We start from the raw sequence: 20,199 nt of genomic DNA, 5'->3' as shown, positions 1-20,199 counted from the left end.
CACGGCTTCATCCCTCATGAGCCCGTGTGTGCGGCAGCCGGGCCGCGGTCATCGAAGACGGTATTCCGGGGCCGCTTCGATCGCGTGGTCTTTTTGCCAGCGGTCTGTGGGTCTGCAGGGATCACAGGCTCGTCTGGCGCCTGCTCGGGCTCGTCTCGCCGGAGCAGGATCTCGTCCAGGAGGCTCTCGTCGATCATTTCCTTCCCGGACTCCATAGCCTCCTGGGCGCCGTCCTCGAGTAGGCGTCCCAGCAGGCCGACGACGCCACCGGTGCGACGCATCAAGTACTCCGGCATCACACCGCCGGTGAGCATGCCCGCCTTTGCGTTCAGCAGCCGCAGGTGCTGCTCGATTCCCTCCAGGTGGTCGACAAAGGCCTGGATCTGCTTCGGGGTGGTGTAGCGGAAGCGGTCGAGTTCGATGAGCTCGAAGCGATGCTCGGTCTGGGTGATCTCCAGGCCGTGGATGCGGGTCGACTCCAGCGGTGGCATCTCCCACTGCCGGGTCTTCTTGTTCCATTTGGCCTCGCGCAGCAGCCCGATGCCGGAGATGTTGACGCCGGTCAGGATCAGGGTGACATCCAGGCTCATGAAGGCCCGCATCAGGTCGAGGACGTCCTGGTCGTCGGCTCGGTGCATCCGCAGTCGGTTGATGTCGTCCAGGATCAGCGCCTTGACGCCATGGTCGTGGAGGGAGTCGGCGACCTGCCGTACCAGTTCCGGCAGCGTGGCCGACCTGCGGGTCGGGGCCTGGAAGAAGCCCAGGATCGACGCGCAAAGGCCCTTCGGGGTCGCTGTCACCGGCGTCGAGACATAGACGACCGGCGCGTGAAGATCACGCGTCCCCGGCAGGGACCCGGGGTTGAGATAGCTGTGCAGCTCCAGCCACTGGTCTTCGAACACGGCCCCGGCGGAGCAGACGGACGCCGTCTTGCCGTAGTTGCCCCACCCGCTGACCATGACGCCGGCCCGCGTCGGATCGTCCTGCTTCATCGTGTTGCCGCGCAACCGGCGCCGGATCAGCTTGCCGACCTTGTCGTGCATCGGCGTGTCCTGCAGCGGAAGGTTCGCGTTCGTCAACTGCCGGTAGAGGTCGTAGTCGGCCCTGCGGCTCTCGGGGATCAACGGCCACTGCCGCGGCGAGATCACGGGAGCGGGGACGAGCAGGCCGCAGTGGGTGCGGTAATGCTGCCAGCCGACGTAGATGTCGCGGGGCGGGCGATCGCCGAGGATCAACTCGGCGATCCTGGCCCGCTGAGGCAGCCCGTCCAGTGGATCGCCGTGGGACAGGGATCTGGTCACGCCTCTTCCTCCCCGGCAGCCGTGTTGGCTTCCGAGCCGTCGCGTGGCGGAATCAGGAACATGGGGCGCCGCCTCAAGGCCTCATGGAGCGTCGGCGGGGCGACGGGTCTGGTTCCGGCAAGTGCTTCTTCACGCCGCCGGCGTCGGTCGGTGTCGACCGCGCGGTCGATCGTGCGGGCGTGCTCGGCCCAGGCCACGGGCATCTCGACCGGAGCCCGCTCGGGCGCGGGGGTCGGTGCGGCGGGGCGGTCGGCGGCCGCGGCCTGCGCGCGGGTGATCTCGCGGGCCTGGGCGACGCGCTGCTTCTTCCCGGCCTTCTTCTTGGCCTGGCTGGGCCATTGGTCGACGGGGGTGACCGAGCCGAGGATCCCCAGTAGATGCTCCAGGAGCTCGCTCTCGGAGTGGATCCTGATGTTGTTCGCCTTCACCCGTGCCAGAAGGGCGTCGGCCGTCTTGTCCGAGAAGGCGGGAACCTCGCCCTCGGGCGGCAGTCCTCGCCAGCGCAGGATGTGCCAGGTCTCGTGGTCGGCAGGGTCCTGGAAGAAGACCTGCCGGCGGTCCCTTCGGTCACTGCGGACCACCCACTGGCCCGCGTGCTTGCCGCCCCGAGCGGAGGGCTGTAGAAAGCGCGGCTCGTCGAGGACCGGGTGGTGATACCAAAGTCCGAGGATCTTCACTCCGCGTCGCGGATGGATCTTCACGTGGTGCTTGCGCAGGACCTTGTAGTAGAAGCTCGGTTCGGGGAAGTCCAGGTCGAAGCCGCCCTGTTCCATCGCCGCCGCGAAGATCGTGTTGGGGCTATGGTCCTCACCCGGCGCCCAGCTCGGGGCGTATTCACCTAGTTTGTGGTTCTGCCAGATCTGGACGATCCAGGTCGCGATGAGGTGCTCGGCCTGCGCGAGCGTGAGGCTCGCATCGCGTTCGGGGTCGACGCCGCGGTCCGCGACGTCGCCGCCGGTGAAGCCCCGCAGGTGCTCGAAGAGCATGGTCTGGATGGTGAGAAACTGGCGCTCGACCGCGAACTTGTCGGTCTGCCGCAGGACACGGGCTGGCAGGATCCGGCAGCCGATCTCCCGCTCGGCCTCCACCAGGTCGTGGTTCTTGTAGGGGCCGCCGTGGTCGGTGGTGACCGTCTCAGGTGCGAAGAACGGAAGAGCGGCCACCCGGTGCCCGGTGAACTCGGCGATCACGTCGGCCGGGACCCCGGCGTAGGGCCATTCCATGTCCTCGTCCCAGCCCTCCCGCATCGGAAGCGGCAGCATCACGTCCCGCAGCAGCATCGCGACGTCGACCGACGTGTCGGACTGCAGCGTGAGCCGGAAAGCCGGCAGCCCGTGTGTGTAGAGATCGAGCGCGAGGGTCAGCGTCGCGGTGACCGCGTCTCCGAACACGGTCTCGCGCAGCTTCACCGGCATCGGAGTTGAGTCCAGCACGAGAACCTGGCCCGGCCGGTGGACCACCATCCGGCCCGAGACGCCCGCCTCCGCGGCGGCCTCGGCCGTCCGCCCGTAGCGTGGCCGGGCTCCGCCGGGCCCGAACCACTCCTCCCAGACTGCCGCAAACGTCCAGCGGGAAGGGATCTTCTCGGTTGGGAACGTCGGGAACCGCTCGCGGATGTACTGGTGCATCAACCGGTGTCTGGCGGCCAGGCTCAGACGGGCGCGTTCGCCGCATTCGGCCTTGACGGCGAAGATCGCCTCCCGGACCTCCTCGGTGATGCTGCGGTGCCCACTGCGTCGCCGTGTCCAGCGCCCATCCGCGCAGGCCAGCAGGAGACTGTCGCCAGACAGGCCCGACAGACGCTCCAGGGTCCGGTAGCTGAGGTGCTGCAGGCCGAGCCGTACCGCTTCTGGACGGGGCATCGCCTTCGTCTCCGCCGCCTTCGCGTGGCGGCGTTGGGTCAGAGTCGTGCGGTCCGGATCGTAGGCAGGCCGGGGTTCACCCGGCAGGGCCCGAGCCGGGTGGCCCTCCCGGAACCCCGTCTCGGCTTCCAGCACGTGCGCAGCCCGTAGCCGGGCCCGCTCCAGTTGGTCCCCGGTCAGGTCGGCCAATGTCCTCGGCTGCCGGGAGACCGCCGGCGGGCGCCTCGATGCTTCGACCGTCGGCAGGAGCCGCAGGTCAGCGTGGTTGATGAGCCAGCGGAACGAACGGGTCTCCGCGAGGCCGTCGCCATCCACGAGGACGAGCCGGCCTCGCTGGCCCTGGACGTCTTCGACCGTCCATTCGACGCCGTTGAGCGCGACCCGCCTGCCGCGCGCGATCTGCAGGAACCCCCTCGCCGCCATCACGCCGCCCAGATCAGCGAGCTGTCGCGCAAGGGACTGCCCAGGTCAACGCCGAGTTCGCGTTGCCAGAGCAGCCGGACGATGTTCGCCCGGCCGACGGAAGGCACGCTGGTCGAGTCCGCCAGCTCGGAGAACGTCATCACCCGACCCTGCTGCCCGCTGATAGCGGTGAGCAGCTGGTCGCGCATGCCCAGCAGATCCCTCGCTGGCCGACGCCGCGAGGACAAGTGATCAAGGACGCTCCAGACATGCGGGCGCCAGCCCGCGACCACCGAGTACCGCCAGCCGCATGCCGCCGCCACCTCCCTGGCCGCCGCGAACTTCAGCGCGTCATCGTCCTTGATCAGCTCCATAGGGCGCACGTCCATCAGCCACATCCCGCCGCCGATCACGCCCAGGAAGTCCGGGATGTGCCAGGCTTGCCCGCCCACGTACTCGAAGTCCAGCCGGAACGGCTGCGACAGCACCTCCGACGCCCTCAGGAAGTCCAGCGCGACCAGCAGCCGCACCTCCTCCATCGACTCGAAGCCGTGCTTCCGGCCCGTCGACACCATCACCTCCAGCCCGGGCCGATGCCGCTGCTTCGCCCGCCATGTGAACCCCCGCATCGGCCGGGACAACAGCACCGGTACGTGGGCCATATCCCGGACGGGCCAGCAGACCTCCCCGGCACCCACCTGCCACGTCGAACTCCAACGACGCGTCCAGTCGTCCCCGAGCCGCAGCCGATCCCGCAGCCGGGCATCCTCGTCGTACGCGGTGACAAGCTGATCCAGACAACTCGAATCCGACGGGATCTTCGCGCTCGCTGCCTTGCTCATCCACCCACGGCAGCACCCAACGGCTGGAGACGGGGGCCGTTCTTCGCATCTGATCGCAACGCAGCGTTATGAGACCAAGATCCGCCAAGTAGCGCGCTCATCCGCCAACTAAAACTCTCGGTCACATGAAGTACGAGCTCAAGGCCCCCAGCGGCTGGTACTGGGTCAAATTCGCGAGCTACTACTACTACGACGAGAAGGAGTACAAGGCCACCGCGGCGAAGATCCTCGACGCGACCGTCGAGGGCAGGACGCTCTCCTTCAGTCTCGACAGCCACCTGAACACGGGCAAGGACGGCGACAAGACCCGCCTGTGCTTCACGGTGATGGCCGATCCGGAGAAGGACGCCGAGGCCAAGCTCACCAGCGACGGGAAGGTCACCGTGACCGGGGACGCGGGGAAGAAGATCCCTGCGGTGATCAGCCTCAGCGGCGTCGTCACCGCGTAGTACGCGGGAACACCGAAGCCGGCAGCGGCGGTGCGGATCCGGGCCCCGGATCCGCACCGCCTGCCGCTGTCACGGGCGGACGGTGAGCACCAGCTTCCCGGTGACCCGGCCCGTGCCGCCCTCGGCGTGGGCCGCGGCGGCGTCGGCGAGCGGGTAGGTGGCGGAGACGTGCACGCGCAGCTGCCCGGACTCGGCGAGGGAGGCGATCGCGGCCATGCCCGCCTGGTCGTGCTCGACCAGCAGGGTCTTCGCCGTCACGCCCAACTCGGCGGCGCGCTCGGCCAGTCCTTCGAGGCCCTGGGGCAGGATCGACACCAGGACGCCGCCGGGCCGGAGCGTCTCCAGGGAGCGCAGCCGGTCGTCCCCGCCCAGCGCGTCGAGGACCACGTCGATGTCGCGGGCCTCCCGCACGAAGTCGGTGGTGCGGTAGTCGATCACCTCGTCCGCGCCCAGGCCCCGGACGAAGTCGTGCTTGGCGGCGGACGCCGTGCCGATGACGTACGCGCCGCGCGCCTTGGCGATCTGCACGGCGACGTGCCCCACGCCGCCGGCCGCGGCGTGCACCAGGACCCGCTGCCCCGGCTGGACCCGCGCGGTGTCGACCAGGGCCTGCCAGGCGGTGAGCGACACCAGCGGGAGCGCGGCGGCCTCGACGTGGCTCAGCGCGGCCGGCTTGGGCACGAAGGCCCGGGCGGGGCCCGCGACGTACTCGGCGTGCGAGCCGACGCCGTACGGGTAGGGCAGCATGCCGAAGACCTCGTCGCCCGGCGCGAACAGCGAGACGCCGAAGCCGACCGCCTCGACGGTGCCGGAGACGTCCCAGCCGAGGGTGAACGGCGGCCGGCCGAGGAAGTAGCCGTGCTCGCGGTGCTTCCAGTCGGTGGGGTTGACGCCGGCGGCGTGGACGGCGACGAGGATCTGGCCGACGCCGGGCTCGGGGCGTTCGACCTCGGCCTCGTGGAGGACGTCCGGGGCGCCGAGGGTGGTCTGGGTGATGGCTCGCATGGTGTTCGTGGTCATGGACCAACCCTGCGGTCACGGCCCTGACCAGGGAAATGGCAAGAGTGCCAAAGACCGATAGGATCGTGCCATGCGCCCGATCGAACCCCTCGCCCTGCGCGACCGGCCGCCGCACCGCGTCGTCGTCCTCGCCCTCGACGGGGTCTACCCCTTCGAGCTGGGCATCCCCAACCGGGTCTTCCCGGGGGTGCCGGGGGCGTACGAGGTGGTGACCTGCGCCGCCACGGAGGAGCGGACGGTCGCCACGGTGGCCGACTTCACGATCACCGTCGGCCACGGGCCCGAGGCGCTGGAGAGCGCCGACACCGTCGTCATCCCGCCCTACGCGCTGCACCGCGTCACCGCCGACCTGCCGGAGGCGGACCGCGCTGCGCTCGCCCGGATCCGCCCCGGCACCCGCATCGTCTCCATCTGCACCGGGGCGTTCGCCCTCGCGGCCGTCGGCCTGCTCGACGGGCGTCCCGCCACCACCCACTGGGCGCTGGCCCCGGCCTTCCGTCGGATGTTCCCCCGGGTCCGCCTGGACGCCGACGTGCTGTTCGTCGACGACGGCGACATCCTGACCTCGGCGGGCGCCGCGTCCGGCCTCGACGTGTGCCTGCACGTGGTGCGCTCCGACCACGGCAGCGCCGTCGCCAACCAGGTCGCCCGGCAGTGCGTGGTGCCGCCCTGGCGCGAGGGCGGCCAGGCCCAGTACATCGACCAGCCGGTGCCCCCGGAGGGCGCCAACGGCACCGCCGCGACCCAGGCCTGGGCCCTGGAGAACCTCGACCGGCCGCTCGCGCTCAGGGAGTTGGCCGCGCACGCGCGGATGAGCCCGCGCACCTTCGCCCGCCGCTTCCAGGACGAGACGGGCACCAGCCCGGGCCGCTGGCTGATCCAGCAGCGGCTGCACCGCGCCCGGCACCTGCTGGAGACCAGCGACCTCCCGGTCGACCGGATCGCCACCGAGATCGGCTTCGCCACCGGAGCGTCGCTGCGCCAGCACCTGCACGCCGCGATCGGGGTGTCGCCCCAGGCCTACCGCAACACCTTCCGGGGCCAGGCCGCCGCCGCCCCGAGCGGGGCCTGAGCGGTTCCTCGGCGGGGCGGCCTCTCGGGGAGGGTGCACGGGAAGTCGACGGGGCCGACTTCCCGTGTCGTCCGTACCGCTCACCGGGTCCGCGTGGAGCCCGTGCGGAGGAGCTCCGCCGCGGTGCGGGCGCCGGGAGGGCCCGCACCGCGAGCCGCGGTGCCCCGCGGTAGCCGCTCCGGGTGACAGTTCGGGCGCGTACGCCGTGGCCCGGTTCGCCGGGGCGGAATGCTGTACCCGCCCGAGGCCCGGGGTGCGCCGGTACCCGCCGGCGCGGGGCCCGCGGCGTGCAGCGAGGAGGCGCGATGTCGAGCGGCGAAATCACCATGGGCCCTCTGCCGGACCCGTGGATCACGGCACGGGAGGTCACCGTCACCGTACCCGTGGGACTGGCGGGTGACCTCGACCGGATGAACCAGGTGATCAAGAACGTGATGACCCAACTCGGCCATCCGAACTGCCACTCCGGGTTCGACCTGAGGTTCCGGCAGTCGCTGGACTTCGTGGTCTCGCCCAAGGGCGACGTCGCGCAGGGCATCGCCCAGCCCTTCCTGGGCTAGGGCGGGCGGCCAGATGACCGGGCTCGGTGTCGGGCTCACCCACGTCCCCGGCGCCGAGCCGCTCCTCGAGGCCTGCGCCGACCTGCTGGAGGTCGTCGAGATCGAACCGCAGACGCTCTGGCGCGCCCGGTCGGACGGCACGACGGGCTGCGACGAGGAGGCGCTGCGCCGCATCGCGGACCTCCCCGGTGCCCGGCTGCTGCACGGCGTCGGCAACCCGGTCGGCGGCTGCCGGCCGCCCGATCCCCGGCAGACCGCCCTCGTCGGCGAGTTGGCCGAGCGACTGCGCGCTCCCTGGGTCAGCGAGCACCTCGCGTTCAACCGGACGGGCCGGGACGGCGAGGAGTTCCACACCGGCTTCCTGCTCCCGCCGCGGCAGACCCCCGAGGGCGTGCGGCGCGGCGTCGCCTCCGTGCGGGCCATGGCCGGGGCCCTGCCGGTGCCGCTCGCCGTCGAGATCGGTACCAACTACCTGCGGCCGCGCGCCGACGAGCTGCCGGACGGCCGGTTCGTCGCGGGCGTGGCCGACGGAGCGGGCTGCGGGCTGCTGCTCGACCTGCACAACGTCCTCGCCAACGAGCGCAACGGCCGGACGCCCGTCGACGGGCTGCTCGACGACCTCCCGCTCGACCGGGTCTGGGAGGTGCACCTCGCCGGCGGCTTCGAACACCGCGGCTACTGGCTGGACGCCCACTGCGGGCTGCCCGACGAGGAGTTGCTCGCGCTGGCGGAGCGGGTGCTGCCCCGGCTGCCGGCGCTGCGGGCGGTCCTGTTCGAGGTGACGGGCTCGGCGGTGCCGTACGTCGATCCGCGGGCCGTCCGGGACCTGCTGGTCCGGGTCCGCGAGCAGTGGCGGCCGCGGCCGGTGCTCGGGCCGCTCCTGCTTCCGCTGCCGCCGGGGCCGCCGTCGGTCGGTGGAAGGGGCGACGGGCGGGGCGAGGGGCCGGGCCCCGAGGAGTGGGAGTGCGCGCTGGGCGCGCTGGCGGTCGGCCGGGAGGCGGACGGCCCGCTCGCCCGGGAGCTGGCGGCCGACCCGGCGACCGCGCTGCTGCGGGAACTGGTCACGGAGCTGCGGGCGGGCGCGCTGGCCGGCACACTGGTCCACACCGTCCGCCTGCTGCTGCTCACCCTGGGGGAGGCGGGGGTTCGCGCCCTGCTGGACGACTACACTCGCTCCCACCCTCCGGAGCCGTTCCCCACGGAGGAGGCGGTGGCGTTCGCCGCCCACCTGCGGCGCACCCGCCCGCGCGTTCCCTGGCTGGCCGACGTCCTGGAACTGGACCTCGGTCTGGTCCGGGTGCGACTCGACGGCGCGCCGCAGACGGTCCGCCTCGGCACTGACGCGAACGACCTGCTGAACGCGCTCGGCGCCGGCCGACTGCCGGTCGCCCCGCGCCGGGGCGAGTTCCTGGTCCGGCTGACGGCCTGACGGCCCGGCAGGCCGGCGTCAGTCGTGGAGGGTGACGTCGGGCAGTGGGCGGCCGGCGGCGTCGAACAGGGCGGTTCCGCAGTCGCAGTGCTCGCCGGCCAGGGTCTCGGCCGGGGGGAGTTCCCAGACCAGCATCTGCGCGCACTCCGGGCAGTTCAGGCTGACCAGGGTCGCCGCCTCGGACGCCCCGGACGCCTCGGATTCCGATCCCCAGGCCCGGACCGGGAGGCCCTCGTGCGTCAACCCGGCCGGCTCGTGCCCGCCGGTCGGCGCGACCAGCAGCTCGTAGGCGTCGGTGCCGCCCTCCCGCACCAGGAGGGTGTAGCCGAGCTCCGCCAACACGTCGGCCAGGTGATCGAGTTGGCGGGCCGGGAGGTCACCGCGGCGCAGCGTCGGGTCGTCCGCGGCGGCCCGGTGGACGGCGTCGGTGTCGACACCCGTCGGCTCGGCCCCGAAGGCCCGTACCCGACCGGCCACGAACTCCGCCAGTCGGCCCGGGCGGTCCTCGCCGGTCCAGTCCATCGTGAACACCACCCGGTCGACCCGGACTCCCCGGGCCCGCTCGTCGGGGGTCAGGACCAGTTCCGCCAGCTCCGTCATGGCGGTCACGCTATCAACGGGCCGGGCGGCGCGCTCCCTTGGCCGGCCGCTGGCCCGGCGGGGCCGGGGAGCGCTCCGATCTGATCGGTTCCCTTCACGGTCCAAACACCGGACAACCACAGGGCCTCCCCACTAAGGTGAGGCCCGATCCACTGCTCGGCCTTCCCCGCGACCAGCGGGCATCCAGCATGCCCGCCGCCACGACAGGAGTGAACCGAACATGCATCCTCGTCCCCTCTGGAAGCGCCTCACCGGCGCGATCGTCCGCCGCGGCATCGGCGCCACCATAGGCGCGTTCGCGCTCGTCGCCGCCTTCGTCCTCGCGGGCACCGCCGCCGGCACCTCGACCGCGGCCGCCCAGCCCGCCGCGGTCGCCGGCACCGGCCAGTGGGCCTGCTCCGGCGCCGCCATCCCGGACGGCTGGGCCATCACCGCCTACAACAAGGACGGCTGCAGCGGCTGGGGCTCGTGGTTCCAGCAGCCGGAAGCGGACGGGCTCTACTCCTGCGGCGGCTCCCCGATCTACTCGGGCTACGTCGTCACCGACTTCAGCAAGTACGGCTGCAACGGGGTGGGTTCCTGGCGGCACAACCTCGTCAAGGACGGGATCTGGACCTGCGGCGGCTCCCCGATCGTCCCGGGCTACGTCGTGACCGGCTACCAGGTCCCGGGCTGCAACGGCGTCGGCGCCTGGTACCACCAGATCGCCCGGGTCGGCCTGCTCACCTGTCCCAACTCGCCGATCCCGCCGGGCTTCGTCTCGGGCGCGTACTGGGGATGGGGCTGCACCGGCCACGGCGGCTACTACCTCGGCAAGGCCTGACCCCGCACCCCGTCCGGCGCACACGCCCGGGGGCACCGCACACGACGTGTGCGGTGCCCCCGGCACGTTCCGGCAGGGCAGGGCCGCGCCTTCTTCCGACCGTGGGGCCGCCTCGATGCCCAACTCGGCTGTGCCACAACGGTGTTCGACCAAGCCGAGGGTCGATACGCTGATCCGGTGTCCACCGGCCGGGCCCGCGTCGCGGACGAGCGCGGAGCGGCGGCTGACAGGGGCGACCGGGGAAGGCTGGTGCGCATGGTCCTGGGCAGGCGGAAGCGGCGGGAAGCGGACGAGGCACGCGCGAAGTTCATCGCCAACCGGGAGAAGGTCCGTGCGTGGAACGGCAGTTGGGACTGCCCTGAGGTGGACTGGCCGGCCTTCGAGGAGGTCCCGCGTCCGTGGCTGGTCCTGCCGCGCGAACGCGCCTGGTGGCTGGACCTCCACGCGCCCTTCCTGGAGTGGTACGACTGGTTCCTCGAAGCCACACCCCGGGCGAACGGCGTCGACGAACTGTGGGCGCTCTGGGAGTTCGGCACGGGCCACGCGTTCGAGCGCCTGACGATCCGCTTCCGCAGCGTCCTGGACCCCGAGTACCTGGCCGAGAAGCTGGCCCTCGGCATCGAGGCGGCGGAACTCGAAGGTTGGCAGGACGGCGACACCCAGAGCGCCTACGACTGGCTGTACGAGGGGGTCGGCGGCCTGGTCGGCACCGGCATGGTGCGCGGGAAGCACCGCCTGGGGTTCGTCCTGCTGGAGCTGACCTGCGCGGCGGTCGGCCGCGCCGACGTCATCACCGAACTCCGTGCCTCGCTCACGACCACCTCCCTGGAGGGAAAGCCCCTGAAGCCCGACGGCCGGGACTAGTACGGCAGCCCACGCTCCCGGCCTGGCCGGCAAATCACACAGATCCCTCGGTCAAACCCGCCGTCGGCTACGAGGCGACCGTGCTCATCGCGGCCGTGAACGAGTAGCTGTCGGTAAGCCGCTACGGGAAGACAGGATTACCGTCCTCGCCGATCCATGGATGCTGGTCCGGCTGCCGGCCGACGGCTTGCCAGACGGCTCGTGCCGCAGCGAACTTCACGTCACCGGGGCCCGTGTCCGCTGGTGCCGTCACGATCTCCACGACGGAAACGAGCACGCCACGGGCCTCTTCGGGAAGGTGCATGAGCGCGTACCAAGCACCTTCCCGCGCCTCCGCCTCGACGCGTTGGTCATCGGCGCGGCCGGCGCAGGGCGCGGTGCCGTAGGACCGGCCGCGCCAACCGAACACGTCGGGCCCCATCCGCACCGCTGGCTCGGTGGCCACGGATCCGTGCACGGTGACCTGGGCAAACCGCGCCCATCGACTCGTCTGGCGCAGCAGCCTGTACTTCCCCTCCACGATCCACATTCTTCCGCACGCGCCTGAGCGCGGGGCCCACCGGGATCACTTCTGCGACGAGCTCCAGCGGCGGCGGGTCAGCGCGAGGTGGCGGGACCTGTCCTACCGAATCGGGACCTCCGCTCCCACGCTTCGAGTCATGACTCCCAAGAGGCGGATCGTCGCCGCCGCGACCTCGCTCACGACCACCTCCCCGGAGGGCAAGCCCCTGAAGCCCGACGGCAGGGATCAAGGGCTGCCCCGTGACTGACCGTCGGGACGGCAGGGCGGCTCTTCCCGACTGCGACCCGCCGCAGGCCTTGACGGACGGGATCTGACGTCGTGCCATGAGAGGTCACACCGCGATGGGGGAGGACACGATGGCGGCGGAGAGACGCGACGGACCCAGTGGCGAGCCCGGCAGCCGCCGTGGGGTTCCACAGGGGAGCGCTCCGGAAACCCCGTCCGCCACCAACGAATGGGTCGGCCATGTAGTCGTGATCGTCCTGGCTCTGGTCGTCGTAGCCGTGATCGTCCTGGCGCTCGTCGTCCTGGTGATGATCGTGAGGAGCGCGGCATCCAGCGGATGCTCTCCGCACTGCGCCGGCAACACGCCCTTGTGGCACTGACCACCGACCTGCCCGCGAACCCGGGCGCCACCGTGCCGGTGGCCACCGCCGGTTCGCTGCTGCGGCGCCGGCGCCGGCGCGATCTTTTTTGGATTACCTGATCGGCATTTTGAAGCATTCATTTCGGTGGCGTGGAGGGCGCGTCTCCGCAGCCCGGACGCCGGATTTCCGTGGGTACCATCTCCATTCGAGAAGACCATGGGCGAACGCCGAAGGGTGCACTGTGTCCGACTCCGCAAAACTTCGTATTTTCGCAATGCTGGACGCGAATGGTGACGGTGTCATTTCCAGGTCGGAGTACCTCGCGAGGGTCGACCGGGTGGTGTCGGCCCTGGGGTTCGAGGCCGGGCATCCGGTCGTGCTCGCGGCCCGGGCCGCCCACGAAGGCGTGTGGCAGGACATGGACGCCGACCAGGACGGCCGGGTCACCTTCGAGGAGTACCGCGAGTGGGCCGGGCCCGAGGCGTTCGAGCGGTCCTGCCGGGCCGTCCTCGGTTCCATGTTCGACATCGCGGACGCCGACGCCGACGGGCGGCTGACCCGCGACGAGTTCGTCCGCCTGCGTACGGCGATGGGCAACGCGAAGTCCGATGTCGAGACGGCCTTCGAGAACCTCGACACCGATCGCGACGGCTACGTCGACCGCGACGCGTATCTGGAGGGGATCCGCGGCTTCGTGCTCACCGGAATCTCCGCCATGGCCCCCGTGTACGGCGACGGTGGCGTTCCACGGGAAGCGCAGCCGTCGCGCTGACGGTCCGCAGCTCCGGTTGCGGCGACCCGGTGCTCCCCGTGCGCGGGAAGTCGGTGGGGCCGACTTCCCGCGCACGGCGCGGGGTTCAGGGGTGGCGGGCGGCTTGGGTGCGGCAGTGGGCGAGGGCGTACTTGAGGCGGGTGTCGGCGACGGGGATGGTGAGGAGCTCGCCGGCGGTGACGAGGGTGGCCCAGTACAGGGCGGGGTCGCCGGTGCGGGGGAGGGGTCGGGCGGCGGCGAGGGAGAGGTAGGCGGCACCGAGGTTGCCGGTGGTGAACCACCGGCTCAGGCCGTGCTGGTGGCCGGGGCGGATGCCGCCCATGGCCTCGATGGCGACCAGGAAGTGCTCGACGACGGCGAGTTCGGTGTCGGTGAGGGGCTTGGGGACGTCGAAGACGCCGAGGGCTTCGAGGAGTTCGCCGGTGTCGTGTTCGGAGCCGGGGCGGGGGTCGGCGAGGAGGGCGTCGTAGCAGTCGTCCAGGCGACGGGCGGTCTCGGCGAGCGGGATGGCCAGGGCGAGGCAGACCGCGCGGGCGGAGGGCACCGGCTTGCGGGTGCGGCGGCTGAGCAGCGCGTAGGTCTCGGCGGGGGTGCGGCCACGGGAGAGGGCGTGGCCGGCGAGAGTGGTGAGGTGCACGGGGGTTCGGGCTTTCAGGCGGTGACGAGCGTGGGGGCGGGGGCGGGGGCGACGAGGGCCCAGATGTACTTGCCGATGCCGCCGGGGCGCTCGGCGCAGCCCCAGCGTTCGGCGAGTTCGTTGACGAGGAACAGGCCTCGGCCGTGTTCGTCCTCGGGGACCGGGGCGTGGAGGACGGGACGGCCGGATCCGGCGTCGTGGACCTCCAGCCTGAGGCAGGAGTCGACGAGGGTGAAGCGGACCTCGACGTGCCGGTCGTCGGGGGCGTCGGAGTGCTGGACGGCGTTGGCGAAGAGTTCGCCGAGGAGGAGCTCGGCGGTGTCCGAGTAGCGCTCGCCGGAGGGGAGTCCGGAGAGGTAGGCGCGGAGCAGGTAGCGCGCCAGCGGCGTGGACTCGGCGCGGGAGTCGAGGTGCGCGACGAACGCGCGGGGGCGGCTGTGGGTTTTGGGCATGGGGGTACCTCACGGGGGCGGAGGGGGGCGTGCGACAGGAGCGCGCACCATCACGCTACGCATGCAGATGATTGCGTTCCGGTCTCAATGATCGGCTGGCGGAGGTACGGTGATGGCCGAAATCGGGTACCACGCACGTGCGGTACGTCTGGGGGTCTTGCATGGCACACCGGCGGCTGAAGAGCGAAGTGACGGCCAGTTCGGCGCGCATCTTCGGCGAGGAGCTGCGGTTCTACCGGGAGATGGCCGGCTACACGCAGGAGCAGTTGGCGAAGCTGCTGCACTGCACCAGGCCGAACATCACGCGGTACGAGTCCGGCCAGAGGCGCATGCCGCCGGACCTGGTCGTGAAGGCCGACGTGTTGCTCGACACGGGCGGATCGCTGAAGCGGCTCTGGGACCGGGTGGACTGGAGCGTGGGGGTCGAGCATCCGGATTGGTTCCAGACTCATGCCGACATGGAATCTGAGGCCGTGGCCGCAAGGATCTTCCAGCTAGCCGTCGTGCATGGCCTCTTGCAGTGCCGCCAATACGCCGAATCGGTCCTGGCGGTCAGTGACGCGGCTGGAAAGCCCGAGGTGATCGAAGAACGAGTGGCGGCTCGTTTGGCGAGGCAGGGGCGGTTCCTGGAGCTGGAGGGGCCGACTCTGCTGGTAATCCTGGATGAGAGCGCGATCCGAACTGTCGTCGGCGGACCCGGAGTGATGAGACGCCAGATGCAGCACCTGCTGGACGTTTCGGCACTTCCGAACGTGGTCATCCAGGTTGTGCCGTTCACGTGTCGACCGGCCAACGCCGACAAGTCCATGGTGATGCTGGAGTTGCCGGATGGCCGCACCTGCGTGTACTCGGAGAGCCTCGATCGCGGACACTCCAGTGACGATCCGGCGATCGTTGCACGGCATCGCTGGAACTATGATCTGGTGCATGGGGCGGCACTGCCAGTAGCCGAGTCGCTCGCGCTGATCGCCGATGCGCTGGAAGGGTTCAGAAATGATGAGGAACGAGCTCGACGTGACCGCCTGGCGCAAGAGCAGCTACAGCGGAAGCAATGGAGGCGACTGCATCGAGGTGGCCCCCGGATTCCCCGGCCTCGTCCCCGTGCGTGACTCCAAGGACCCCCACGGCCCGGCGCTCGTCTTCCAGGCCGCCGCGTGGGAGGCGTTCGTGGGAGCCGTCCAGGAGGGTGAGTTCCCGGTATGAAACCGGTCTGGCGCAAGAGCAGCTACAGCGGAACGAACGGCGGCAACTGCGTCGAGGTGGCCCCCGGAAGCCTCCCCGACCTCGTCCCGGTGCGTGACTCCAAGGACCCGCACGGCCCGGCGCTCGTCTTCCCGGCCGCCGCTTGGGATTCCTTCATCGCCGCGATCCGGGGAGACGAGTTCCCGGTCGGCAGCTGACCGGGGATCGGCAGGACAGGGGCCGGGGCGCCCGGACGGCGCGCCCCGGCTCAGGCGCGCAGGTGGGCGAGGAGCGTGTCGGCGGACGGGTAGGGGCGTTCGGCGGGGAGGAGCTGTCGGGCGGCGTCCAGTTCCCCGTTCCGCACGTGGGCGTGGACCGTGTGCGTGAGCTCGGTGACGTCGGTGATCGAGACGATCCAGTCGTCCGCGTAGCGCCTGGCCGCCTCGCCAGCGAGGCCGAGCTGGAGGGAGCGGTGGGGGAGCGGCTGCAGGCGCAGGCCGCGCTCCGGGTCCCACTGCACGCGGGCCGGCGATCGCTTCAACTCCCGCTTCCAGGCGGCCTGGTCAGGGTGCAGCGCGGGGACGTAGTGGGACAGGCAGCTGTTCCGCAGCGCCCATTCGAAGCCCTCGCGGGTGATCTCGACGGCGAGGACGGTCTCCTGCCCCTCCTTCGTCCCCCACCCGCAGCGGTACATCATCCAGAGGAACGACGGCTTGATCCACGTCATCCGGTCCCGCTTCCACACCGCAGGGAAGCGGCCGTCCCTGGCGGCGGGCAGGCCGATCTCGGGGGAGTACGCCTGGTAGACGGTCACGGTGGAGGCGGTGTGGAGGGCGCGGATCTCGAACTCGGGTTCTGGCACGGTGATCAGGATCAAGGATAGGCGAGCGCGGCGCCAGCGGATTCTTCGACGGCTGCGCTGAGGATCCGAAGGAGCCCCGCCGGAAGACGGCGGGGCTCGGGCCGTGACGGTGCGTCAAGTGGCGTGAACGGCTCCGCCCGAGCCGTTCATCTCAGCTGTCGCCCTCGGGTGCGACACGCAGACGGCCGTGGCCCCGCGCACGAGGAGTGCGCGGGGCCACGGCCGCGAGGGGCGGGCGGGTCCTACCGGTCGTGGAGCGCCGAGGCGCTGCTCTCCACCCGGGTGGTGCCGGGCAGGGCGATGAGCTCCGGCTTGAACAGCGGCTGGGTGTCCATCGCCGGCTCCCAGGTCGCCAGCTTCTCGTCCTGGGGCACCTCGATCCGCCGGTCCGCGGCGAGGTCGGCGACCACCTTCACCAGCAGGCGCACGCCGAGCGGGGCCAGGTGGTCGCGCCACAGGCTCTGCGCGGTCGAACCCGGCGGCACGAGCAGGTGCTCCTGGGCGGCCAGCGGGCCGCCGTCGGTGCGCTCGGTGAGGTGGTAGACGCTCCCGCCCGTCACCTTGTCGCCGTCGCGGATGGTCCACCGGATCGCGTCCCGGCCGCGGTGCAGCGGCAGCAGGCTGGGGTGGTACCCGATGGTGGCGACGGAGGCCCGGGCGCGCGTCTGCCGGCCGAGGAAGGCGTGCGAGTGCGCGGCGACGATGACGTCCACCCCGTCCGGGACGTGCATCGCGCGCAGCTCGGCCGAGTCCGTCCAGGGGATGTCCCGGGGGAACGCCCAGGCCCGCAGGCGGTCCCAGGCCATCGCGTCGCCCTCGTCGGACTTGCCCTTGCGCAGCCGGGGTGCGGCCGCGCCGACGATCTTGTGCCCGTTGTCCAGCAGGGCTTCCGCGACCTGGACCGCGAACGCCCCCTGTCCTGACATGTAGATGTTCATCCGCACTCCCGCGGTCGCAGTCCGGAGTGGTCGGGCTCGAAGCGCACCGGCATGGTGGAGAACCCGGTCAGGAAGTTGGACCGGATCCGCTGCGCCTCGTCGGTCTGCTCGAACCCGAGGGTGAAGTCCCGCAGGGCCTTCAGCAGTTCGGCGATCTCGACCTTGGCCAGGTACGAGCCCACGCAGAAGTGCGGGCCGTAGCCGAAGGCCAGGTGCTTGTTGGGGGTACGGCCGAGGTCGAACACCTCGGGCCGCGCGAAGACCCGCTCGTCCCGGTTGCCGGAGGCGTGCCAGAGCGTGACGATCTCGCCCGGCCGCAGCCGTACGCCGTGCAGCTCGGTCTCCCGTTCGACGCTGCGCCCGAAGTGCATGGTGGGCGAGGCCCAGCGCAGCACCTCGTCCACCGCGGTCTCGACCGCGACCTCGCCGTGCTTGAGCCGGCGCCACTGCTCGGGCTGGGACGCCAGCGTGCGGACGCAGTCGATCATCGTCAGCCGGCTGGTCTCGTCGCCGCCGATGATCAGGCTGTAGCAGTTGAGCACCACGTCCTCGTCGGACAGCGGGACACCGTCGATGGCGCTGCCGATCAGCATGCTGATCACGTCGTCGCCCGGCGACTCGCGCCGCTCCTCGACGACGTCCATGAAGTACATCAGGATCTCGTTGCGGGCCATCTCGGAGTCGACCTCGTCGACGTCCTCGTCGTCGGCCGAGAGCGCGGTCTTGGTCAGCGAGAGCAGGTAGTCCCGGTCCCGCTCGGGCACCCCGAGCAGGTTCGAGATGGTCGTCATCGGGATCCGGCTGGCGATCTGCTCCGCGAAGTCGCAGCCGCCGGACTCGACCGCCTCGCGGATCCACAGCCGGGTGTTGTCCCGGACGGTCCGCGCGACCTCGTCGAGCACCCTCGGCGACAGCACCCGCTGGAGGATCTTGCGCAGCTCCAGGTGCCGGGGCCCGTCGGTGACGGCCAGCATCCGGCCGGCCCCGGCGTCGCCGCCCTCCAGGAGGGTGACGAGCACGTTGCCGCGCTGGGACGTGAAGTTCACGTTGTCCCGGTAGGTGGCCATGATGTCGTCGTAGCGGGAGAGCACCCAGAACCCCCGGCGGCCGCCGACCGGCGGGTTCCAGTGCAGCGGCGCGGTGTCCCGCAGGCTGCGCCAGAACCCGTCCAGGTCGTGGTCCGCGAAGGTGGCCGGGTCGCCCAGGTCCACCGTGTCCAGTGCCGGTGCGCTCATGCTCACCAGTCCGTACGCCAGAAGCGGCGGGGCTGGAAGGGGTAGGTGGGCAGCGGCACGCGCCGGCCCGACCCGTCCCGGTGCAGGGCGTCGAAGTCCACCTGCCGGCCGGTCACCCAGGCGGCGGCCAGGTCGGCCAGCGCGGGCGCGTCCTGGCCGGCCGGCACGATCCCGCCGTCGGTGCGCCCGAAGGCGCCGGCGTCCGTCCGCGGGGCGGCGGCGGTCGACGTGACCGGGCCGCGGGCGTCGTCGGACAGCGCCGCGACCAGCTCCTCGCGGCTGCGCACCACGGCCGCCCACCGGCGGCCCATCACCTTGCGGCCGAGGTTGAGGGTGAAGCAGACGTCGTCCAGGCGCAGGCCGGGGTCGGCCTCCAGCCACTCCCTGAGCCGGGTGCGCTGACGGGCCAGCGCCTCGTCGTCCATCGCGGACAGGGTGGCCAGCCGCGGCCGGCCGGTGTCCTCGGGGGCGCGCTCGGCGGGCGCCGGCGCCTCCTCCAGCAGCAGGTGGGCGTTGTAGCCGCCGCCGCCGATCGAGGTGATGCCCGCGCGGCGGATGCCGGCCTCCGGCTCCCAGGCCGCGCCCTCGATCTGCGGTACGAACGGGGTGCTGGGGAAGTCGAGGTCCTGGTTGACCTCGGTCAGGTTGATCGTCGCCGGGAGGGTCTTGTGGTACAGCGCCAGCGCGGCCTTGATCGCGCCGAAGCCGCCGGACACCACGCCGCCGTGGCCGACGTTGCCCTTGACCCCGCCGATCGAGGTGGTCGCGGTCTGCTTGCCGAACGCCATGGTCGCCGCGTGCACTTCGAGCTCGTCGGTCATCGGCAGGCCGAGCCCGTTGGCCTCGTACATGGACACCGTGTCCGGGGTGACGCCGCCCACCTCCATGGCGGCGGCGATGCAGGCGCTCAGCCGCTCGGGCTGGGCCAGGCCGTACGCCATCGCGCTGACGCCGTTGTTGTTGACGGCCGAGCCCCGGACCACCGCGTAGACGTGGTCGCGGTCGGCGACGGCCCGGCCCAGCGGCTTCAGCAGCACGGTGACGACGCCGCTGGACAGCGCGGTGCCGGTGCCGTTGGCATCGAAGGGGCGGCAGTGGCCGTCCTTCGACAGGATGCGGTTCTCCTCCCACAGGTGGCCGCGGGGGTGCGGCATGCGCACCATCGAGCCGCCGGCGATCGCCATGTCGCTCTGGCCGAGCAGCAGCGACTGGCAGGCCAGGTGCACCGCGTAGTGGAAGCCCGCACAGACGGCGGCGACGGTGACGGCCTCGCCGGTGAGCCCCATGTAGTACAGCGCGTTGGAGGTCATGGTGTCCGGCGACCACGCCAGGCTGGCCTCGATCGCCTCCGGGCCGACCGAGACGCGGTCCGGCGGCGAGCTGTAGAGCGCGGCGGTCTGCGGGTTGTTGGCGCCGTACATGCCGATCTCGGCCTTGAGCCGGTCCGGGTCGTAGCCGCCGTCCTCCAGCGACTCCCAGGCGCTCTCCAGGTACAGCCGGTTCTCCGGGGTCATCGCGGCCGCCATCCGGTCGCTGATCCCGAACACCGACGGGTCGAACTTGTCGTACGTGTCGAGGACGCCGCAGGCCCGTACGTAGAACGGGCTGTGGATCAGGGTCTCGTCGACGTGGATGTCGTCCTTGGCCAGGAAGGAGACGGTCTCCCGGCCGTTGACCAGGACGTCCCAGAACTGCTCCTTGGTACGGGCTCCCGGTGCCCGCAGGGACATGCCGATGATGGCCACGTCACCCGGGTCGTACTCCTGCTCGGGGCTGTCGGTCATGGG

The 20,199-nt window shown here is 71.4% G+C and carries 22 protein-coding genes and 1 pseudogene; 11 read left to right on the top strand and 12 right to left on the bottom strand.

Annotated elements, in window-relative coordinates; all coding sequences use genetic code 11:
* Positions 1-14: 14 nt before the first annotated feature.
* From ACZ5GH_RS03835 to ACZ5GH_RS03825, 3 genes are read right to left on the bottom strand one after another with little or no spacing between them, the layout of a single operon-like run.
* Complete coding sequence (locus ACZ5GH_RS03835; RefSeq protein WP_464333425.1) at positions 15-1,301, bottom strand: TniB family NTP-binding protein; 1,287 nt, start codon at positions 1,299-1,301, stop codon at positions 15-17.
* Positions 1,298-3,586 carry a transposase gene (locus ACZ5GH_RS03830; RefSeq protein WP_464336792.1) on the bottom strand — a complete coding sequence of 763 codons (2,289 nt, stop codon included), beginning with the start codon at positions 3,584-3,586 and terminating at the stop codon, positions 1,298-1,300. Before ACZ5GH_RS03830 ends, ACZ5GH_RS03835 begins: the two co-directional genes overlap by 4 nt.
* Entirely contained in the window at positions 3,586-4,407 is an 822-nt protein-coding gene (locus ACZ5GH_RS03825) for a hypothetical protein (RefSeq protein WP_389575292.1), read from the bottom strand. The genes ACZ5GH_RS03830 and ACZ5GH_RS03825 overlap by 1 nt, the downstream gene beginning before the upstream one ends.
* A gap of 125 nt (positions 4,408-4,532) precedes the next feature.
* On the opposite strand from ACZ5GH_RS03825, the gene ACZ5GH_RS03820 reads away from it, so the two are divergent.
* Positions 4,533-4,856 (top strand): hypothetical protein, encoded by a 324-nt coding sequence (locus tag ACZ5GH_RS03820; RefSeq protein ID WP_464333424.1) that lies wholly within the window; start codon positions 4,533-4,535, stop codon positions 4,854-4,856.
* 69 nt (positions 4,857-4,925) lie between these two features.
* Here ACZ5GH_RS03820 and ACZ5GH_RS03815 read toward each other — a convergent pair whose 3' ends face one another.
* Positions 4,926-5,876, bottom strand: a complete 951-nt coding sequence (locus tag ACZ5GH_RS03815; protein WP_387747324.1) for an NADP-dependent oxidoreductase — start codon at positions 5,874-5,876, stop codon at positions 4,926-4,928.
* A 70-nt stretch (positions 5,877-5,946) separates the two neighbouring features.
* Between ACZ5GH_RS03815 and ACZ5GH_RS03810 the strand changes: the two genes are divergently transcribed.
* From ACZ5GH_RS03810 to ACZ5GH_RS03800, 3 genes are all read left to right on the top strand, one after another.
* The gene (locus ACZ5GH_RS03810; RefSeq protein ID WP_387747326.1) at positions 5,947-6,948 is read left to right on the top strand and encodes a GlxA family transcriptional regulator; all 1,002 of its coding nucleotides are present in this window, start codon (positions 5,947-5,949) and stop codon (positions 6,946-6,948) included.
* 305 nt (positions 6,949-7,253) lie between these two features.
* Entirely contained in the window at positions 7,254-7,508 is a 255-nt protein-coding gene (locus ACZ5GH_RS03805) for a hypothetical protein (protein ID WP_464333423.1), read from the top strand.
* A gap of 13 nt (positions 7,509-7,521) precedes the next feature.
* Entirely contained in the window at positions 7,522-8,937 is a 1,416-nt protein-coding gene (locus tag ACZ5GH_RS03800) for an MbnB/TglH/ChrH family RiPP precursor modification enzyme (RefSeq protein ID WP_464333422.1), read from the top strand.
* 18 nt (positions 8,938-8,955) lie between these two features.
* Here ACZ5GH_RS03800 and ACZ5GH_RS03795 read toward each other — a convergent pair whose 3' ends face one another.
* Positions 8,956-9,537 (bottom strand): hypothetical protein, encoded by a 582-nt coding sequence (locus ACZ5GH_RS03795; protein ID WP_464333421.1) that lies wholly within the window; start codon positions 9,535-9,537, stop codon positions 8,956-8,958.
* A 220-nt stretch (positions 9,538-9,757) separates the two neighbouring features.
* On the opposite strand from ACZ5GH_RS03795, the gene ACZ5GH_RS03790 reads away from it, so the two are divergent.
* Together ACZ5GH_RS03790 and ACZ5GH_RS03785 are read left to right on the top strand one after the other, a co-directional pair.
* Complete coding sequence (locus ACZ5GH_RS03790; protein WP_387747334.1) at positions 9,758-10,360, top strand: hypothetical protein; 603 nt, start codon at positions 9,758-9,760, stop codon at positions 10,358-10,360.
* 177 nt (positions 10,361-10,537) lie between these two features.
* Positions 10,538-11,224 (top strand): hypothetical protein, encoded by a 687-nt coding sequence (locus tag ACZ5GH_RS03785; protein ID WP_464333420.1) that lies wholly within the window; start codon positions 10,538-10,540, stop codon positions 11,222-11,224.
* A 121-nt stretch (positions 11,225-11,345) separates the two neighbouring features.
* On the opposite strand, the gene ACZ5GH_RS03780 is transcribed toward ACZ5GH_RS03785, so the two are convergent.
* Entirely contained in the window at positions 11,346-11,744 is a 399-nt protein-coding gene (locus ACZ5GH_RS03780; RefSeq protein WP_464333419.1) for a hypothetical protein, read from the bottom strand.
* A gap of 565 nt (positions 11,745-12,309) precedes the next feature.
* Here ACZ5GH_RS03780 and ACZ5GH_RS03775 point away from each other — a divergent pair.
* Complete coding sequence (locus ACZ5GH_RS03775) at positions 12,310-12,453, top strand: hypothetical protein (RefSeq protein ID WP_464333418.1); 144 nt, start codon at positions 12,310-12,312, stop codon at positions 12,451-12,453.
* Between the two features lie 122 nt (positions 12,454-12,575).
* Complete coding sequence (locus tag ACZ5GH_RS03770) at positions 12,576-13,106, top strand: EF-hand domain-containing protein (protein ID WP_387747340.1); 531 nt, start codon at positions 12,576-12,578, stop codon at positions 13,104-13,106.
* Positions 13,107-13,191: 85 nt separating this feature from the next.
* On the opposite strand, the gene ACZ5GH_RS03765 is transcribed toward ACZ5GH_RS03770, so the two are convergent.
* Together ACZ5GH_RS03765 and ACZ5GH_RS03760 are read right to left on the bottom strand one after the other, a co-directional pair.
* Entirely contained in the window at positions 13,192-13,743 is a 552-nt protein-coding gene (locus tag ACZ5GH_RS03765; protein WP_464333417.1) for a hypothetical protein, read from the bottom strand.
* A gap of 14 nt (positions 13,744-13,757) precedes the next feature.
* Entirely contained in the window at positions 13,758-14,195 is a 438-nt protein-coding gene (locus ACZ5GH_RS03760) for an ATP-binding protein (RefSeq protein ID WP_464333416.1), read from the bottom strand.
* A 161-nt stretch (positions 14,196-14,356) separates the two neighbouring features.
* On the opposite strand from ACZ5GH_RS03760, the pseudogene ACZ5GH_RS03755 reads away from it, so the two are divergent.
* The 3 genes and pseudogenes from ACZ5GH_RS03755 to ACZ5GH_RS03745 form a co-directional block, all read left to right on the top strand.
* Positions 14,357-15,154 (top strand): annotated as a pseudogene (locus ACZ5GH_RS03755) (helix-turn-helix domain-containing protein); the annotation flags it as partial.
* A 37-nt stretch (positions 15,155-15,191) separates the two neighbouring features.
* Positions 15,192-15,398, top strand: coding sequence for a DUF397 domain-containing protein (locus ACZ5GH_RS03750; RefSeq protein WP_464336791.1), 207 nt, complete (start codon positions 15,192-15,194; stop codon positions 15,396-15,398).
* Positions 15,395-15,595, top strand: coding sequence for a DUF397 domain-containing protein (locus ACZ5GH_RS03745; RefSeq protein ID WP_464333415.1), 201 nt, complete (start codon positions 15,395-15,397; stop codon positions 15,593-15,595). Before ACZ5GH_RS03750 ends, ACZ5GH_RS03745 begins: the two co-directional genes overlap by 4 nt.
* A 50-nt stretch (positions 15,596-15,645) precedes the next feature.
* Here the strand turns inward: ACZ5GH_RS03745 and ACZ5GH_RS03740 are convergent, their stop codons facing one another.
* From ACZ5GH_RS03740 to ACZ5GH_RS03725, 4 genes are all read right to left on the bottom strand, one after another.
* Positions 15,646-16,239 (bottom strand): DUF4291 domain-containing protein, encoded by a 594-nt coding sequence (locus ACZ5GH_RS03740; protein WP_464333414.1) that lies wholly within the window; start codon positions 16,237-16,239, stop codon positions 15,646-15,648.
* A 242-nt stretch (positions 16,240-16,481) separates the two neighbouring features.
* The gene (locus ACZ5GH_RS03735) at positions 16,482-17,177 is read right to left on the bottom strand and encodes a formyltransferase family protein (RefSeq protein WP_387747354.1); all 696 of its coding nucleotides are present in this window, start codon (positions 17,175-17,177) and stop codon (positions 16,482-16,484) included.
* Positions 17,174-18,412: a cytochrome P450 gene (locus ACZ5GH_RS03730; protein ID WP_387747356.1), complete on the bottom strand. Its 1,239-nt coding sequence runs from the start codon at positions 18,410-18,412 to the stop codon at positions 17,174-17,176. Before ACZ5GH_RS03730 ends, ACZ5GH_RS03735 begins: the two co-directional genes overlap by 4 nt.
* 2 nt (positions 18,413-18,414) lie before the next feature.
* The gene (locus ACZ5GH_RS03725) at positions 18,415-20,196 is read right to left on the bottom strand and encodes a beta-ketoacyl synthase N-terminal-like domain-containing protein (RefSeq protein ID WP_464333413.1); all 1,782 of its coding nucleotides are present in this window, start codon (positions 20,194-20,196) and stop codon (positions 18,415-18,417) included.
* Between the last annotated feature and the right edge of the window lie 3 nt (positions 20,197-20,199).

It is taken from the genome of Kitasatospora sp. Xyl93 (assembly GCF_055383135.1).
The sequence above is the reverse complement of the archived record's forward strand: the minus strand, read 5'-3'. Positions and strand labels throughout refer to the sequence as shown.